This window comes from Pseudomonas kielensis (assembly GCF_014236655.1).
GTDB classification, from domain to species: Bacteria; Pseudomonadota; Gammaproteobacteria; order Pseudomonadales; family Pseudomonadaceae; genus Aquipseudomonas; species Aquipseudomonas kielensis.
Map to the genome: position 1 here is coordinate 35,211 of NZ_JACMYG010000012.1, position 14,961 is coordinate 50,171.

At 63.5% G+C, this 14,961-nt stretch carries 13 protein-coding genes; 5 read left to right on the plus strand and 8 right to left on the minus strand.

What is annotated here, in order from left to right:
* Window positions 1-6: 6 nt before the first annotated feature.
* Window positions 7-2,358, plus strand: a complete 2,352-nt coding sequence (locus tag H7995_RS13810; protein WP_185818495.1) for a trypsin-like serine peptidase — start codon at window positions 7-9, stop codon at window positions 2,356-2,358.
* Window positions 2,359-2,419: 61 nt separating this feature from the next.
* On the opposite strand, the gene H7995_RS13815 is transcribed toward H7995_RS13810, so the two are convergent.
* The gene (locus H7995_RS13815; protein WP_166590658.1) at window positions 2,420-3,811 is read right to left on the minus strand and encodes an aldehyde dehydrogenase family protein; all 1,392 of its coding nucleotides are present in this window, start codon (window positions 3,809-3,811) and stop codon (window positions 2,420-2,422) included.
* 100 nt (window positions 3,812-3,911) lie between these two features.
* Between H7995_RS13815 and ptrR the strand changes: the two genes are divergently transcribed.
* A complete protein-coding gene (gene ptrR, locus H7995_RS13820) occupies window positions 3,912-4,808 on the plus strand; it encodes a putrescine utilization regulator PtrR (RefSeq protein ID WP_166590657.1) in 897 nt (298 codons plus the stop codon).
* Here the strand turns inward: ptrR and H7995_RS13825 are convergent.
* A complete protein-coding gene (locus tag H7995_RS13825; RefSeq protein WP_185818496.1) occupies window positions 4,805-6,139 on the minus strand; it encodes an aminotransferase-like domain-containing protein in 1,335 nt (444 codons plus the stop codon). The two genes, ptrR and H7995_RS13825, sit on opposite strands and share 4 nt — an antisense overlap.
* A 111-nt stretch (window positions 6,140-6,250) precedes the next feature.
* Between H7995_RS13825 and H7995_RS13830 the strand changes: the two genes are divergently transcribed.
* The gene (locus H7995_RS13830) at window positions 6,251-6,847 is read left to right on the plus strand and encodes a DJ-1/PfpI family protein (protein ID WP_166590655.1); all 597 of its coding nucleotides are present in this window, start codon (window positions 6,251-6,253) and stop codon (window positions 6,845-6,847) included.
* 265 nt (window positions 6,848-7,112) lie between these two features.
* On the opposite strand, the gene H7995_RS13835 is transcribed toward H7995_RS13830, so the two are convergent.
* From H7995_RS13835 to H7995_RS13845, 3 genes are all read right to left on the minus strand, one after another.
* Complete coding sequence (locus H7995_RS13835) at window positions 7,113-7,565, minus strand: GNAT family N-acetyltransferase (RefSeq protein WP_166590654.1); 453 nt, start codon at window positions 7,563-7,565, stop codon at window positions 7,113-7,115.
* 18 nt (window positions 7,566-7,583) lie between these two features.
* Window positions 7,584-8,108 (minus strand): cysteine hydrolase family protein, encoded by a 525-nt coding sequence (locus H7995_RS13840; protein WP_185818497.1) that lies wholly within the window; start codon window positions 8,106-8,108, stop codon window positions 7,584-7,586.
* A 220-nt stretch (window positions 8,109-8,328) separates the two neighbouring features.
* Window positions 8,329-8,937, minus strand: coding sequence for a TetR/AcrR family transcriptional regulator (locus tag H7995_RS13845; RefSeq protein WP_182340794.1), 609 nt, complete (start codon window positions 8,935-8,937; stop codon window positions 8,329-8,331).
* Between the two features lie 139 nt (window positions 8,938-9,076).
* Between H7995_RS13845 and H7995_RS13850 the strand changes: the two genes are divergently transcribed.
* Both H7995_RS13850 and H7995_RS13855 read left to right on the plus strand, forming a co-directional pair.
* The gene (locus H7995_RS13850; RefSeq protein WP_166590651.1) at window positions 9,077-10,156 is read left to right on the plus strand and encodes a sugar phosphate isomerase/epimerase family protein; all 1,080 of its coding nucleotides are present in this window, start codon (window positions 9,077-9,079) and stop codon (window positions 10,154-10,156) included.
* A gap of 2 nt (window positions 10,157-10,158) precedes the next feature.
* A complete protein-coding gene (locus H7995_RS13855) occupies window positions 10,159-11,064 on the plus strand; it encodes an alpha/beta fold hydrolase (RefSeq protein WP_166590688.1) in 906 nt (301 codons plus the stop codon).
* Window positions 11,065-11,111: 47 nt separating this feature from the next.
* On the opposite strand, the gene H7995_RS13860 is transcribed toward H7995_RS13855, so the two are convergent.
* From H7995_RS13860 to H7995_RS13870, 3 genes are all read right to left on the minus strand, one after another.
* Entirely contained in the window at window positions 11,112-11,786 is a 675-nt protein-coding gene (locus H7995_RS13860) for a DUF3313 domain-containing protein (protein WP_166590650.1), read from the minus strand.
* Between the two features lie 40 nt (window positions 11,787-11,826).
* On the minus strand, window positions 11,827-13,104 hold the full coding sequence (locus H7995_RS13865; protein WP_185818498.1) for an OmpP1/FadL family transporter: 1,278 nt from the start codon (window positions 13,102-13,104) through the stop codon (window positions 11,827-11,829).
* Between the two features lie 70 nt (window positions 13,105-13,174).
* The gene (locus tag H7995_RS13870) at window positions 13,175-14,749 is read right to left on the minus strand and encodes an arylsulfatase (protein WP_232534639.1); all 1,575 of its coding nucleotides are present in this window, start codon (window positions 14,747-14,749) and stop codon (window positions 13,175-13,177) included.
* Window positions 14,750-14,961 lie beyond the last annotated feature (212 nt).

Consider the following 14,961-nt stretch of genomic DNA (forward strand, 5'->3'; position numbering starts at 1 on the left):
CGACCCATGAAACAGATCTCAAGCAACCCAGTGACCTCCCTGCTCAACACCACGGTGGTGGGCCAGCCGTGGCAAAAGAGCTACCAGCTCGGCTTGGGTGTCGATGCCATCACCGGTCAATTGCGTGCCTCGGCGGTCAAGCCGTTCACGGTGACCCCGGCGGGGCAGAAGTCGACGGAATTCATCTATTCGCTGGTGCAGTCCGAGAGCGACTTGCAGAGCATAATTTCCGGCTCGGTGAAGGCCGCCTACAACCTGGAAGGGGTGAATGTCTCGGCCAGTACCTCGTTCCTCAACGAGATGGCGGTTTCCGAGCTGAGCGTGACACTGGTGGCCCAGGTATCGATCGAGGAGAGCCAGTACGCGCTGGCGCAGAAGAACGAACTGAACGTCACCCCGGGCGAGGATTTTCGCAGCAAGTACGGCGACTACTTTGTCGCTGGCTACCGGGCCGGTTCATCCTTGTATGCGATCTACCAGTGCCGTTTCTCCAGCGCCGAGCAACGCAGCAAGTTCACCGCCGCGATGGCCGCCGATGTGCCCCAGGTGTTCAGCGTCGAGGGCAGTTCCAGCTTCGAGCGAATCTCCAAGGAACACAACGCCAGCGTCTCCGTGCGGATCAAGGCCACCGGGGTGAACAGCGCGATCCCCTCGCCACCGAAAACGGGCTGGACCGCCGAGACCATCGTCACTGAGTTGCTGCCGTGGTTCAACCAGTCGCTGCAAGCCAACCAGCTGGAAACCTACCTGCAGCACTATCGAGTGATCGACCCGTCGATTTCCGGCGAAGTGCCGGTCAGCCCGGCGGTGTTTTCCGAGCTGAGCTTTCTCTACAACCGTTTCTGGCTGGCGCGCGCCTTGTTCAGTAGCTGTCCGGACTTCGGTCGGCGGCTGGTCGAGGAGCCGTACCACCGGCTGGAATCAAAAATCCAGGCGCAGCAAGCCTCCTTGCCCAAAGACTCGAAAATGATCGAGCTGTTGACCGAGGAAACCAATCGCCTGCTCAACGGCCTGCGCGAGATCAACAACCGCCAGGTGTTCTACACCCAGGTGGTCGCGGCGGGTAAAAGCGAGCCACAGAAGGACCAGAACTTCGACGCCGACAAGGGCACGGTGCGCTGGAGCTTCGGGTTCCAGAAGTGCGACATGCCGGGGGTCAATATCCAGAGCGTCTCGGACCATGTCGAGGCGAAGTGGCGGATCGGCTGGAACAAACATGTGTTCTCCTTTCGTGACTCGACCAAGGTGATTGTCGGCTGGGACATCATCTGCAACTGGGACGATGGCACGGGCGGCGACTGGCATAAAGTCAGTGAGCAGGTCATTGGTCGCAGCACTGGCGATGTGTTCGTCAAGAGCGACTACGACCGAGGCTACAGTTGGAACATCGTCTGGTACCTGGTGGACGCCAATCTCTACCCGGTGGGCCCATGGCTGGCTACCGCCGTGCATGCCCAGGACTTTACCGCGAGCGTTGCCGCCTCGCTCGAAGACCTTGCCGCGCTCTGGACCACCGAACGCATGGCCAGCGCACAGCCACTGGATCGCTCCACTCACGCGCTGGATGAATACCCGCTGCCGGAGGCGGGCCGGTCGATCGTTGGCGGCGACGCCAACAGTCTGTTGGCCGGGGGGACAACGCCGTCCACGGGCAGCTTGAGTGTGCACCTGGGACCAGACACTTCGCGGGTCCAGCATCTGCATGAGTTCCCGCAGCGTACCGTCGGCAAGCTGTTCTTCGACATGAATGGCAGGCCGTGCACCGCGTCGGCGGTGGTGGTGCATCGATCCGGGATCTTGACGGCGGCCCACTGCCTGCTGCTCGATGGGCATCACGCCAGCAATCTCTATTTCGTCCCTGCCTATGACAACGGCAACGCCCCCTATGGTGGCTGGCAAGTGGAGAACTGGAATTGGCCGACAGCCTGGGAGCACACCCAGAGCCCGGCCTGGGACCTGGGTTTGTGCAAGGTCAAACCCGGCCCAGATGGCCGCGGAGTAGGGGATGTGGTCGGCTGGGTGGGCGTGCAGTGGGGCATGGTTGCCGGTTGCTGGAGGAACACCGGTTATCCGGCGCAAGCCACGGTGCTGTTCCCGTTCGACGGCCAGGTGCCATGGCAGAGCATTGGCAGTCAGGTGCCCAGTGCCGCGCCGTCCATCGTGGTCAAACACGATGAGTTGACGGCGGGCGGCAGCGGCGGACCCTGGTTCATGATCAATGAACCGCAGTTGGTCAACGGTGTGTTCAGCCAGTACAACATCGACCTGCAGCAGAACCACGGACCGGAGTTTGGTCCCTGGGTCGGGGAGTTTTACCACGGGGTGTTTGGCTCAGCCTTGAACCAGGATAAGGACTGATCGTTAGCCCCTTGCACCGCTAAAAACCCGGGAGCCTGGTGCTCCCGGGTTTTTGTTGCCCTCAGCGGCGATCCAGCCACACGGTCTGGGCGTTGCAGAACTCGCGGACGCCGAAGTGCGACAGTTCCCGGCCAAAACCGCTTTTCTTCACCCCGCCGAAGCTCACGCGGGGGTCGGAGGCGCTGTAGCCGTTGATGAACACGCCACCGGTCTCCAGCTCGTCCGCCAGTTGCCGGGCCCGTTCGAGGTCGCGGCTGAAGACCGTCGCCGTCAGCCCGAACTCGCTGTCGTTGGCCAGCGCCAGCGCATGGGCGGGATCGCGGGCGGTGATGATCGACGCCACCGGGCCAAACAGTTCCTGGCGGAAGGCGGTCATCTGGTCGGTGACGTCGGCCAGAATCGTCGGCGGGTAGTAGTTGCCCGGGCCTTCGGCCTTGGTGCCCCCCAACAGCAGGGTCGCGCCTTGTTCCAGGGTCTCGCGCACCTGCTCGTGCAGCTCGTCGCGCAGGTCGAAACGCGCCATCGGGCCGATGTAGGTTTCGGCGGCCAAGGGGTCGCCGACCACCAGTTGGCGGGTCAGCTCGACAAACTTGCGGGTGAACGCCTCGACCACGCCCTGTTCGATGATCAGGCGCTTGGCTGCGGCGCAGACTTGCCCGGTGTTCTGGTAGCGACCGATCACCGCCGCCTTGACCGCTTCATCGAGGTCGGCGTCGTTGAGCACGATGAACGGATCACTGCCCCCCAGTTCCAGCACGCATTTCTTCAAGGCCGCACCGGCCTGGGCGCCGATGGCCATGCCGGCACGCACGCTGCCGGTCAGGGTCACGGCGGCGATCCGTGGGTCGGCAATCGCACTGGAGACGCCGTCGGGCGTGACGTTGATAACGTCGAACACGCCCTCGGCAAACCCGGCCTGGCGCACGGCATCACGCAGCAGGTAGGCGCTGCCCATCACGTTCGGTGCATGCTTGAGCACGTAGGTGTTGCCGGCGATCAAGGCCGGCACCGCGCCGCGCAGCACCTGCCAGATCGGGAAGTTCCACGGCATCACGGCGAGAATCGGCCCCAGTGGACGGTACTCGATGCGCGCCTTGCCGCCTTCCACCTGGGTCGGCTCGGCAGCGAGCATGGCCGGGCCGTGTTCGGCGTACCACAGGCAGAGCTGGGCGCATTTTTCGATTTCACCACGGGCCTGGGTCAGCGGCTTGCCCATTTCCAGGGTGATCATCCGGGCCATGTTCGTGGCGTTGTCGCGCAGGGCCTGGGCCAGGGCGATCAAGGCCTGGGCACGCTGGGCCAACGGGGTACGGCGCCAGGTGGCGAACCCGGCACTGGCCCGGGCCAACGCGGCATCCAGCTCGGCCGGGGACTGATAAGGGTAGTGGCCGATCTGTTCGGCGGTGGCGGGGTTGATCGAGAGGGCATGGGTGAGGCTGGAAATCTGGGTCATGGCACCGTCCTGCTGGGTGGGAATGGATGCAGGCTACGCTGGCACTTGGCTGCTGAAAACTGAATAATGCTGAGTCTATCGTTCACGAATGGAGAATGACTTGGATCTGGTTCAGCTGGAGATTTTCAAGGCCGTGGCCGAGCACGGCAGCATCAGTGCCGCTGCGCAGCACATCCATCGGGTGCCCTCGAACCTGACGACGCGGATCAAGCAACTGGAGCAGGACCTGGGGGTGGATCTGTTTATCCGCGAGAAAAGTCGCTTGCGCCTGTCGCCGGCCGGCTGGAGTTTTCTCGACTACGCGCGGCGGATTCTCGACCTGGTCGGGGAAGCACGGGCCACGGTTGCCGGGGAAGAGCCCCAGGGCTCGTTCTCCCTGGGCTCGCTGGAAAGCACGGCGGCGGTGCGCATTCCCGGATTGCTGGCGGCTTACAACCAACAGTACGCCAAGGTAGCGCTGGACCTGTCTACCGGCCCTTCCGGGACCATGATCGACGGCGTACTGTCCGGGCGCCTGGCGGCGGCCTTCGTCGACGGGCCGGTGCTGCATCCGGCACTGGAGGGGGTGCCGGCGTTCGAGGAGGAGATGGTGCTGATCGCGCCCCTCAATCACCCGCCGATCCACCGTGCGCGGGAGGTCAATGGCGAGAGCATTTACGCGTTTCGCGCCAACTGTTCCTACCGGCACCACTTCGAAAGCTGGTTCGCCAAGGACGCGGCTGTGCCCGGGCGGATCCATGAGATGGAGTCCTACCACGGCATGCTCGCCTGCGTCAGCGCCGGCGCCGGCCTGGCCCTGATGCCCCGCAGCATGCTCGAGAGCATGCCCGGTTGCAGCACGGTGAGCATCTGGCCGCTGTCGGAGTCGTTCCGCTACTTGCGCACCTGGCTGGTGTGGCGCCGGGGCACGGTGTCGCAAAGCCTGAGTATGTTTGTGCGGATGCTGGAGGCGCGCGGGGTGGTGGAGCCGCAGGCTTGCGGGCTCAAGCCGGCTTAATACGAATGCTCGTCCACCACCCGCTTCACCGTTTCCAGGGCAGTCTGCAGGCTATCAAGCGCCAGAGAGCCCAGTGCCAGGCGGATGGCGTGGGGCACGTGGCTGGAGGTGGCAAAGGGTTCGGCGGTCGACACCGAGACGTTCTCGCGCAGCAGGGCCATGGCGATCTGGTCGGCGCGCACTTCTTCACCCAGGGGCAACCACAGGAAGTAGGCGTTGGGGTGGCTGGTGAACGGCAGGCCGCGCAAGGTGGCGCGGGCCAGGGCTTGGCGGTGGCGGGCATCCTCGCGTTTTTGCTGTTCCAGGCGCAGCACGGTGCCGTCGTCGAGCCAGTTGCAGGCGATCGAGGTCATCACGCCTGGAGTGTTCCAGACGGTGGCCCGGATGCTGCGTTCCAGGGCCGGGATCCACGGCAGGGGCGCCGCGACAAAACCAACCCGCAGGCCGGTGGCGACATTTTTTGACAGCCCCGAGACGTAGACAGTGCGCTCCGGTGCCAGCGCGGCCAGGGGCGGTGGCGGGTCTTCGGCAAGAAAGGCGTAGGCGGCGTCTTCGATGATCAGCAGGTCGTGCTGTCGGGCGATCTGCACCAGGCGCTGGCGCCAGTCGGCACTGGCGACCCAGCCCAGCGGATTGTGCAGGGTCGGCATGCAATACACGGCGCGCACCTTACGTTGCTGGCACAGGCGCGCCAGGGCGTCGAGGTCCGGGTGCTGATGGGCGGCGGCAATCGGCGCCAGTTCCAGGCGCTGGTTTTCGGCGAGGACCTTGAACCCGGGGTAGGTGAGGGCGTCGGTGGCAACCACATCGCCGGCCCGCAATAGCCCCATCAGGGTGACGGCCAGGCCGTGCTGGGCGCCGCTGACGATCAGCACCTGCTCCTCACTGACCGCAAGGCCGCGACAACGCAGGTGCCGGGCGACACTGGCCCGCTCATGGGGGCGACCACCGTGGGGCTGATACCGCAGCAGGGCTTCCAGGTCACCGCAGTTCGCCAGTTGCCGCAAGGCGCCGCGCAGCAGTTCGGCCTGGCCGGGAAGCGCGGGATAGTTGAAGTTGAGGTCGAGCAGGCCCGCGGCGACGGCGTGCTGGTCGACTCCCAGCCCGGCGGGCAGCGCGGTCTCGCGCACAAAAGTACCGCGGCCGGCCTCGCCGCTGACCAGGCCCATGGCTTCGAGTTCGCCATACACCCGGGTCGCGGTGGCCAGGGCCAGGCCTTCGCGGGTGGCCAGTTGGCGATGGGTGGGCAGGCGGGTGCCGGGCGTCAGGCGGCCGGCGCGGATGTCAGCGGCGAAGGCGTCCACCAGGGACTTGTAGCGGGAACGGGCCATGGACTTGTATCCAGTACAATAATTTGATTGTACTGATTATTGGCCATAGCCTGAGACCCCACAACCGCCCCCAACAGGCGCACCCCAGCCCACTCAGCGGACGACCCGGCCATGCATATCGCGATTCTGACGTTTGAAGGTTTCAACGAACTCGACTCCCTGATTGCCCTCGGGCTGCTCAACCGGATCAAGACCCCGGGCTGGCGTGTGTCGATTGCCAGTCCGACGCCGCGCGTACGCTCGATGAACGGGCTGGTGATCGAGTCCCAGGCCACGCTGCAGGAGGCGAACGAGGCGGATGCGGTGATTGTCGGCAGCGGTGCGCTGACCCGGGAAGTGGTCGAGGACAGTCAACTGATGGGCCAATTGCACCTGGACCCGACGCGGCAACTGCTGGCGGCGCAGTGCTCCGGGACCCTGGTGCTGGCCAAGCTGGGGTTGCTGGAAGGGGTGCCGGCCTGCACCGACCTGACCACCAAACCCTGGGTCCAGGCCGCAGGGGTGGAGGTGTTGAACCAGGCGTTCTTCGCCAGGGGCAACGTGGCGACCGCCGGCGGCTGCCTGGCGTCAACCTACCTGGCGGCCTGGATCATCGCCCGCCTGCAAGGTCTGGAGGCGGCCAGCCATGCGGTGCACTACGTGGCCCCGGTGGGAGAAAAACAGTGGTATGTCGAGCGCGCCATGGCCAATATCCAGCCGTATTTGTAGCGGTGCCCGGTGCCCGGTGCTTGAGCCGAGCTGACACCCCGTGTCCGCTCGGCGTGTGGGCCATGGCTTGAAAGTCGTGGGGCGGGTCACCAGCACATTGCGCGGGTCGCCGTAGTCCGAGGCGTTATAGAAGCCGATGGCTTTGGCCCGGTGGGTCAGGACCTGCCAGCCTTTTCCTTGCCCGCGCGCACCACCGCCGAGCGTCAGCTTGTCGAGGTAGCCCTGGAAGTTTTAGCGGCTGTAGAGATTCAGAGGGGCCTCGGGTTCACATCAGCCGCTTGCCCATGATGATGGTGCGTTCGGCGCCATGCTGCTGGTCGCGAACCTTTTCATAGCCGAGTCGGCGATAAAAACCCTCGGCGGTGAGCGAGGAGGGCACGCGCAACTGCTCGACGCCGGCATCGGCGGCCGCTGTGTGAATCACTTCCATCAATTGCTGGCCAATGCCACGGCCCTGGTGATCCGGGTCGACGAACACGCTGCGCACCACGTCCTGGTCAAGGCTGGCCGTGGCGACGACCCGCTGTTGCAGGGTCGCCACGTAAACCTGGCGCTGCGCCAGAAATTGCAGGATCGCCGCCGGGGAAAAGTGCTGCACCACCTGGGCAATGACCGTGGGCGGATAGTCCTGGGCATTGGAGTGGCGCAGCGCCGCGATCACCACTTGGCTGATAGCGGTTGCGTCCTCGGCGCGGGCGCGGCGTACCTGGCTGTTCATCGGGCAGCTGTCCTTTTCTTATGGCTGGAAGTTCCAGTCCGCGGCGCTTACCAGGCGGCAGAAGGGCCCCGCCAGCGTTGCATTGTGGTGGGCGACTATCTGCTCGGCGCTCAAGACCTCGGTGTCGCTGCAACTGTGGGCGTCCTCGACCAGCACGGCGTCCAGGCCCAGGTCGCGGGCGGCACGGCAGGTGCTGTCGACGCAGTACTGGCTCTTCAGTCCGGCGATCACCACGCCCTCCGCGCCACGCTCCCGGAGCCAGGCGACCAGAGGCGTGGCGGCAAAGGCGCTGGGGCGGCTTTTTTCGAAGACCACTTCATCGCCGTGTAGCCGCAGTTCATCGATCAAGCGTGTCAATGGGCTGCCCGGTTCGATCGGCGACCCCGGCGGGCCGACATGCCGGGCCAGGAACACCGGCGCGCCGGCCTGGTGCGCCTTGTCCAGCAACAGATTGACCGCGTCCAGCAGCGCGGCGCTGCGCCAAAGCGGGTCCGGGCCGTGGAACAGGCCCACTTGCATATCGAGAATCAACAGTGCGTGCATGCTGCATTTCCTTGTCGTAAAACCAGCGACAGCGGCGCAATAAAAAGGCCCCGTCCATTGCTGGCGGGGCCTTTGGGATAACGTGTGCTTAGCCGCTCACGGCACCTCAGACGACCCGCCCTGGGCGGTCGTGGTAAAGGTGGTTGAGGTCGTGCGGGGCTGATTCATGGTCCAGACACTAGCGTCACCGTGGCGGGTTGGCAAGTGAGTTGTGCCGACATCAGCGCTGCGCTTTATCGACCGCCGCATCCAGGGCCGCCAACGCCATGGGAATCATCGCCAGCAGGCGGGCCTTGGCGATCCCGTCTCGCGCCTGGACCGACAACCCGTGCAGCAGGGTTGCGTAGCAGTCGCCCAGGGACGTGACGTCGGTGCGGGCCGGCAACTCGCCGCAGCGGACTGCCTGCTCCAGGCGTTCGATGATCGACTGGGTCCTGTTGCGTCGGTGCCCGGCCAGCCACTCGCGGATGCCGTCGTTGTCGGGCGAGCAGTTGGTGGCGGATGACACCACCATGCAGCCTTGTGGCCGGCCGGGCAGGGTGTACAGCTCGACGGCGTCCCTGAGCATGCGCTCGATGGCATCGCGCGCACTGCTTTCCCCGGCCAGGGCGACGTCGGCAAAGGCCCCATCGGCGGCTTCGTAGAGGGCGACGGCTTCGCGAAACAGTGCTTCCTTGGAGCCGAACGCGGCGTAGATCCGCGCCGATGCGATGCCCATCGCCTCGACCAGGTCGGACATGGACGTGGCTTCGAAGCCGCGCCGCCAAAATACATCGCGGGCGTTGCGCAAGGCTTGATCGCGGTCGAACTCTCGGGGTCTGCCAGCCATGGGTTGGGGTCTCTTGGGGGAAGGGGCGTGTGGCCTGTCGCTATTATTGGTCGATCGACAAAAAAAGCAAGTCGGCGTATTGACGGACTTTGCTCAGTGTCTCTATTCTTTGTCGATCGACAAACAAATGGAGTGAACGATGAAAACCCTCAAGGGACCGAGCCTGCACCTGGCGCAATTCAGTGACGTTGCACCGCCGTTCAACAGTCTGCCGGCCATCGCGGCCTGGGCTGCGGACCGTGGATTCAAGGCGCTGCAGATTCCAGCCTGGGATGAGCGCCTGTTCGATGTGAGCCTGGCGGCGCACAGCCAGGATTATTGTGAGGAGGTCAGCGGAACCTTGGCAGAGCATGGCCTGGTGATCAGCGAGTTGACCACCCACCTGTTCGGGCAACTGGTGGCGGTGCATCCGGCCTATGACCGCTTGTGCGACGGGTTCGCCCCGCCTGCGCTGCAGGGTAATGCAGCCGCCAAGACCGAGTGGGCGCTCGAGCGCTTGCGGTTGTCGGCCAAGGCTTCCCGGCGCTTGGGGCTGACGGACATGGGCACGTTCTCCGGCTCGTTTGCCTGGCCCTATCTGTTCCCGTTCCCGCAGCGCCCTGCGGGCCTGATCGACTCGGCGTTCGACGAGTTGGCCAAGCGCTGGCTGCCGATCCTCAATGCCTGTGACGAGGAGGGCGTGAACCTGTGCTATGAAATCCACCCCGGCGAAGACCTGCACGACGGTGTGACATTCGAGATGTTCTTGCAGCGGGTGGACAATCATCCGCGCTGCAGGATCCTCTTCGACCCCAGCCACTTCGTGCTGCAGCAACTCGACTACCTGGACTATCTGGACATCTACCGCGATTTCATTCGCATGTTTCACGTCAAGGACGCCGAGTTCAATCCGACCGGGCGCCAGGGTCTCTACGGTGGGTATCAGGGATGGGCCGATCGCGCGGGGCGGTTTCGTTCCGTGGGCGATGGCCAGGTCGATTTCAAGGGGATCTTTTCCAAGCTGGCGCTCCATGACTATGCCGGCTGGGCGACGCTGGAGTGGGAGTGCTGCCTGAAGGACCAGGATGACGGCGCCAGGCAAGGCGTGGCGTTCATCAATGAACACATCATCCGGGTCACGGACAAGGTGTTCGACGACTTTGCCGGCGCCGCTGTCGACCAGGCTCAACTGGACGCCATGCTCGGCCTGGCCCGACCTTCACTTCAAGGGCGGGCATGAGCATGGATCTCTTCGAACAGCAGGCGTTCGCCGGGCGCACGCACGAGCATGGCTACGCCGAGGTCGACGGTAGCCGCATTCATTATGTGACCGAGGGGCAGGGGGTGCCGGTACTGTTGATTCCCGGTTGGCCGCAAACCTGGTTGACCTGGCGGCATGTGATGCAGGCACTGGCGGCGAATGGATTCCAGGCGATCGCGGTGGATCTGCCGGGCACCGGGCTCTCCGATAAACCGCAAGACGGTTATGACACCGGGACCACGGCCAGCCGCTTGCACGGCTTGATGCAGGTCCTGGGCTACGAGCATTACGCGGTGGTGGGCCATGATGTCGGCATGTGGGTGGCGTACGCCCTGGCGAGCGATTATCCGCAAGCGGTTGAATGCCTGGTACTGACAGAGGCCGTGATACCCGGATTGGCGCCGGCGCCGTCGATTTTTGCGCCAGCGGGGCAGAACATCTTTCTCTGGCATTTCATGTTCAACCAGTTGCTCGACTTGCCCGAGGTGTTGATCGCGGGGCGGGAAGCCCAGTACCTGGCCTACATGTTTGCACAATGGTCGGTGCGCCAGGATCGAGTCGCGGTGCAGAGCTACATCAACGCCTATTCGGCACCGGGAGGGCTACGGGGTGGGTTCGGCTACTACCGGGCGATCCCTGAGACCCTCGCACAGAACCAGCGGCGAGCCGCCAGGCCGCTGGAAATGCCGGTGTTGGCTATCGGTGCCGAACATGCAACCAACGATGCGCCGCTGCTGACGATGCAAGGCAACGCCTTGAATCTGCAAGGCGCGATGGTGCCAGGTTGTGGTCACTTCATTACGGAGGAGGCGCCCGAGGCGTTTGTCGCGCTTCTGTTGCCGTTTCTGCTGGCATCGCCAGCATCGCGGGTTACTGCGCGGCACTGATGGGCTGCTGCCAGCGCCCTGTGACAGGCGCTGGCAGGCTTGGCGGATTAACGGATGAAGGCTTGCAAGTCGCTGTTGAGTTTGGCGATCGCCGCCTTGAAGTCGTTGGTGGTGATCTTCTGGCTGGAGTTCTCCAGGGTCTTGCCGAAGAGTTTGCGCACGACCCTGGCCACGGTCTGGTTGGTGCGGGCGTCTACCAGTTCGGCCTCGATGAACAGTTCGGTGTCCTGGTCGCGGTGGCCGGTGGCCGCGCTGACCCCGCCGACGACAGCGGCGATGGGCACCACTTCATACCATTTCATGCCTTCGTTGGAGGCGCTGACGCCGGTGATCGCCGCACGCAGAATCAACACGCGGGAACCGGCAGGCGCCGCTTGCGGGGTCGGCACAATGCGGTACTTCATGCCCAGGCTGGCTTTGGCCCCGCTGGTCATGTAGCGCTGCAACTCATCCAGGGTCTGGCGGTTGACTCGCTCATCAGGCTTGGGCGCCGGATACAGTTCCAGCTTGTTGAACGCCACGGTGTCGTAGGCGTTGGCGTTCCAGGACGGGCTGACCCAGCGCATGGCTTTCTCGCCGCTGGTGGTGGTGACTTCTTCCATGTTGTTGTAGTTGGACAGGAAGCCGGAGTACTGCTCCCGCTCCGTGACTTTCGAGGTGCAACCACCCAATAACAGGCTGGCCAATGCGGCGCCGAAGATCATGTTTCGCGTCAAGCTCATAAGGTGTGACTCCATGTATTTAAGTTCGGGTTGCAGGGCCTCAAAACCGCCAGGTCATGTTGCCAGTCACGGCTTGTATCCAGGCGTTATCGAATTGCCCCGAAATTCGCTCGCCTGAGAGTGATTTGCTCTGATCCACCGGCATGTCCCCTAGCCAGACCAGGGCCCAGCTGAGGTTGACATCGGTGCTGTCGTTTACAGCATAGGTGGCTCCTGTGGCAATGCGCCAGGATTCTGCCATCGGTACGCTCACTGTGCGGTGGTTGTCGGAGACCGCGCTGCTGTCGTAGGCCAGCCCGACGTTCCACAACAGCTGCGGCGTGGCCTGGTATTGCGCGCCCAGTGCCAGTTGCCAGGTGTCCTGGTAATGGGCATCGATAGTGCTTGACCGGGCGCCGGCAGCGGAGGTGTCGACCTGCACGGCGATCTCGCCAAACTCCGACCAGTCCTGCCAGTTGACCGAGGCCAGCAGCGCCCAGCGCGGATCGAGTTGCTGGAACAGGCTGAGGGTCACGGTTTGCGGCACCTGCATCGACAGGTCGGTGCTCAGGCCGTTGAGGCGCTCCAGCGCCGGACCGTTGCCTTTGACGTTGAGCCGATCCTCAAAGTCGAGGTCGACTTTGCTGGTGTACGCCAGGCCGATCCGGGTACCGGCTTGGGGTGCGTAGATCAGCCCCAGGTTGGCGCCATAACCCCAGGTGTTGTCCTGGTACTTGAACTGGCCGTCACCGCGATCGAGCAACCCCAGGGGCGAACGATCAATGGCCGTCTGGGATTGCAGCATGCCGTACATGGCCTTGAAGCCGACCCCGAGCGACCACTGCTCATCAAACCGATAGGCCACACTGGGCACTAGCGACAGACCGGCAATGCTGGCGTTCTGCGCGAAATAACGTCCGGCCCAGTCATTGTCGTAGTTGGCCGCCAGGCCGAAGTCGCCGTAGGCGCCAAACCCGATGCTCCAGTGGTCATCGAGTTGCTGGCTGATAAAAAAGCTGCCACCGGGGATCGGGTCCAGGGCATTGCCACTGCCGGTGCCCGACACATTGGTGGCGCTGTCGCGATTGAAGCTCAGGTCGCCATACAGCACCTGCAGGCCACCGGTGATCTGGGTACCCTGCAAGTAGCTCATGCCGGCCGGATTGCTGGCGATGGTGGAGGGGCCCTGGGCGCGAGCGGCGGCGCCGGCGTTGGCCAGGCCGACGTTATCGGTGCCGATTTCATAGAGCATGATGCCGCCGGCGCTCGCCTGCTGGGTACCGCTCAACGTAAGCAGGGCCAAGGTGATTGCCGACAGGACCGGGATGTTTGACTGCATGGAAAGTCCTTATCTATCGAGAATCAGCAGCAAACGGGTGGTCACCCGTGACCACCCGTGATCATTTGGCTTACTTGGCCATGGCGGCGCGAGCGGCCTCGATCTTCGCCTTGACCGAATCAAGGTTGAAGCTCGCGCCTTTTTGCATGGGTGGGAATTCAATCGCCGTTTCCGCCAGTTTGGCGACCTGCTGCTGGACAAACACGAAGCGCCAGAACTGGTACTTGAACCAGTCGAAGTACTGTTGCGAACCTTGTGCCGCCTGGTTTTCGGGCCAACCCATACGCTCGAAAGGATCCAGGCGCAGGTTGGTCAGGATCGGCACGTCAACCGCTACCTTGGCGCCCATCCAGCCGCCTGGCTGGTCAATGAAGCGATATTTGTAGTCATCGACCCGGACAGCCCCCAAGGCACTCTCGCCGAAGTAGAAAACCTCATGACGGTTCGACGGCCCTTTACCCGTGATCAACGGCGTCTGGTCATAACCGTCCAGGTGCACTTTGTAGGTGGTATCGCCCAGCTGCTTGCCCTTGAGCAGCTCTTGGGCAATGTTGGGATTGCCAGCGGCTGCAACAAAGGTCGGGAACCAGTCCATGCCGGACATCAGGCCATCAGAGATCTTGCCCGCCGGTACCTTGCCGGGCCAACGGACGATTGCCGGGACCCGAAAGCCACCCTCCATCACCGTGCCCTTGCCCATCGCGAACGGGGTAGTGCCGCCGTCAGGCCAGGTGAAGTTTTCCGCGCCGTTATCGGTGGTGAAGACCACGATGGTGTTGTCGTCCATGCCGTCGTTTTTCAGCTTGGCCATGACTTCGCCGACGATGTCGTCGAGCTGAGCCATGCCGGCTTCCTGTTCCGACCAGCCGTTCTGCGCATTACGCATGCCTTCGTACTTGTCGGAGAGGTGAGTGACGATGTGCATGCGGGTCGGGTTGAGCCACAGGAAAAACGGTTTGTTGTCCTGCTTGGCCTTGTCGATGAAGGTGAAGGCCTTGTCGCGGATTTCGTCGTCGACCGTCTTCATCCGTTCCGGATAGAGGGTGCCGGCGTCTTCGATCTTTTGCTTGCCGACCTTGCCCCAGCGCGGCATCACGGTGGCGTCATCGGTGCTGGTGGCCCAGCTATGGACCATGTTGCGTGGCCCCACGGTTGCCAGAAGCTCCTGCGGATAGTTGGGGTGCGCCGGGTCTTCCATGGCGTCGAGGTGGTAGAGGTAACCGAAGAACTCGTCGAAGCCGTGCACGGTCGGCAGGAATTGGTTGAGGTCGCCCAGGTGGTTCTTGCCGAACTGGCCAGTGGCATACCCCATGGACTTGAGCGTGGTGGCGATGGTGACCGCTTCGGCTGGAATGCCGATCGGCGAGCCTGCCTGGCCGACTGTGGTCATGCCGGTGCGGATCGGCAGTTCACCGGTAATGAAGTTGGCGCGCCCGGCGGTGCAACTGGCCTCGGCGTAATAGTCGGTGAAGCGCATGCCTTCATTGGCCAGGGTATCGAGGTGCGGTGTCCGGCCAGCCATCATGCCCTGGTTGTACACGCCGATATTCGACCAGCCGATATCGTCGCCCATGATCACGATAATGTTCGGTTGTTTGCTGTCCGCCGCCTGAGAGTTGAGCGGCACGATCGTCGCAGACGCCATCGCTGCGACGAACAGTGCCGTATACACAAATCGCTGGTGCATGGTGGAGCTCCTGTCGGGATGCTTGAGTGCCGGAAGAGGAGCCCCACCGCCCCTGAAAGTTGTATTCCCCAGGAAGGAGCGTAGGGGGCAGTCCTGAAATATCCAGTAAAACTTCTTCGCCCCAGGCTCAAATGCCGCTAACAGGTTCATTTACTTGGGATTTGTATATG

Bases quoted from the DNA above. Each gene is read 5' to 3' on its own strand.
- H7995_RS13810 (WP_185818495.1), top strand. From the start codon at position 7: ATGAAACAGATCTCAAGCAACCCAGTGACCTCCCTGCTCAACACCACG.
- H7995_RS13815 (WP_166590658.1), bottom strand. From the start codon at position 3,811: ATGACCCAGATTTCCAGCCTCACCCATGCCCTCTCGATCAACCCCGCC.
- H7995_RS13825 (WP_185818496.1), bottom strand. From the start codon at position 6,139: ATGGCCCGTTCCCGCTACAAGTCCCTGGTGGACGCCTTCGCCGCTGAC.
- H7995_RS13830 (WP_166590655.1), top strand. From the start codon at position 6,251: ATGCATATCGCGATTCTGACGTTTGAAGGTTTCAACGAACTCGACTCC.
- H7995_RS13835 (WP_166590654.1), bottom strand. From the start codon at position 7,565: ATGAACAGCCAGGTACGCCGCGCCCGCGCCGAGGACGCAACCGCTATC.
- H7995_RS13840 (WP_185818497.1), bottom strand. From the start codon at position 8,108: ATGCACGCACTGTTGATTCTCGATATGCAAGTGGGCCTGTTCCACGGC.
- H7995_RS13845 (WP_182340794.1), bottom strand. From the start codon at position 8,937: ATGGCTGGCAGACCCCGAGAGTTCGACCGCGATCAAGCCTTGCGCAAC.
- H7995_RS13850 (WP_166590651.1), top strand. From the start codon at position 9,077: ATGAAAACCCTCAAGGGACCGAGCCTGCACCTGGCGCAATTCAGTGAC.
- H7995_RS13855 (WP_166590688.1), top strand. From the start codon at position 10,159: ATGGATCTCTTCGAACAGCAGGCGTTCGCCGGGCGCACGCACGAGCAT.
- H7995_RS13860 (WP_166590650.1), bottom strand. From the start codon at position 11,786: ATGAGCTTGACGCGAAACATGATCTTCGGCGCCGCATTGGCCAGCCTG.
- H7995_RS13865 (WP_185818498.1), bottom strand. From the start codon at position 13,104: ATGCAGTCAAACATCCCGGTCCTGTCGGCAATCACCTTGGCCCTGCTT.
- H7995_RS13870 (WP_232534639.1), bottom strand. From the start codon at position 14,749: ATGGCGTCTGCGACGATCGTGCCGCTCAACTCTCAGGCGGCGGACAGC.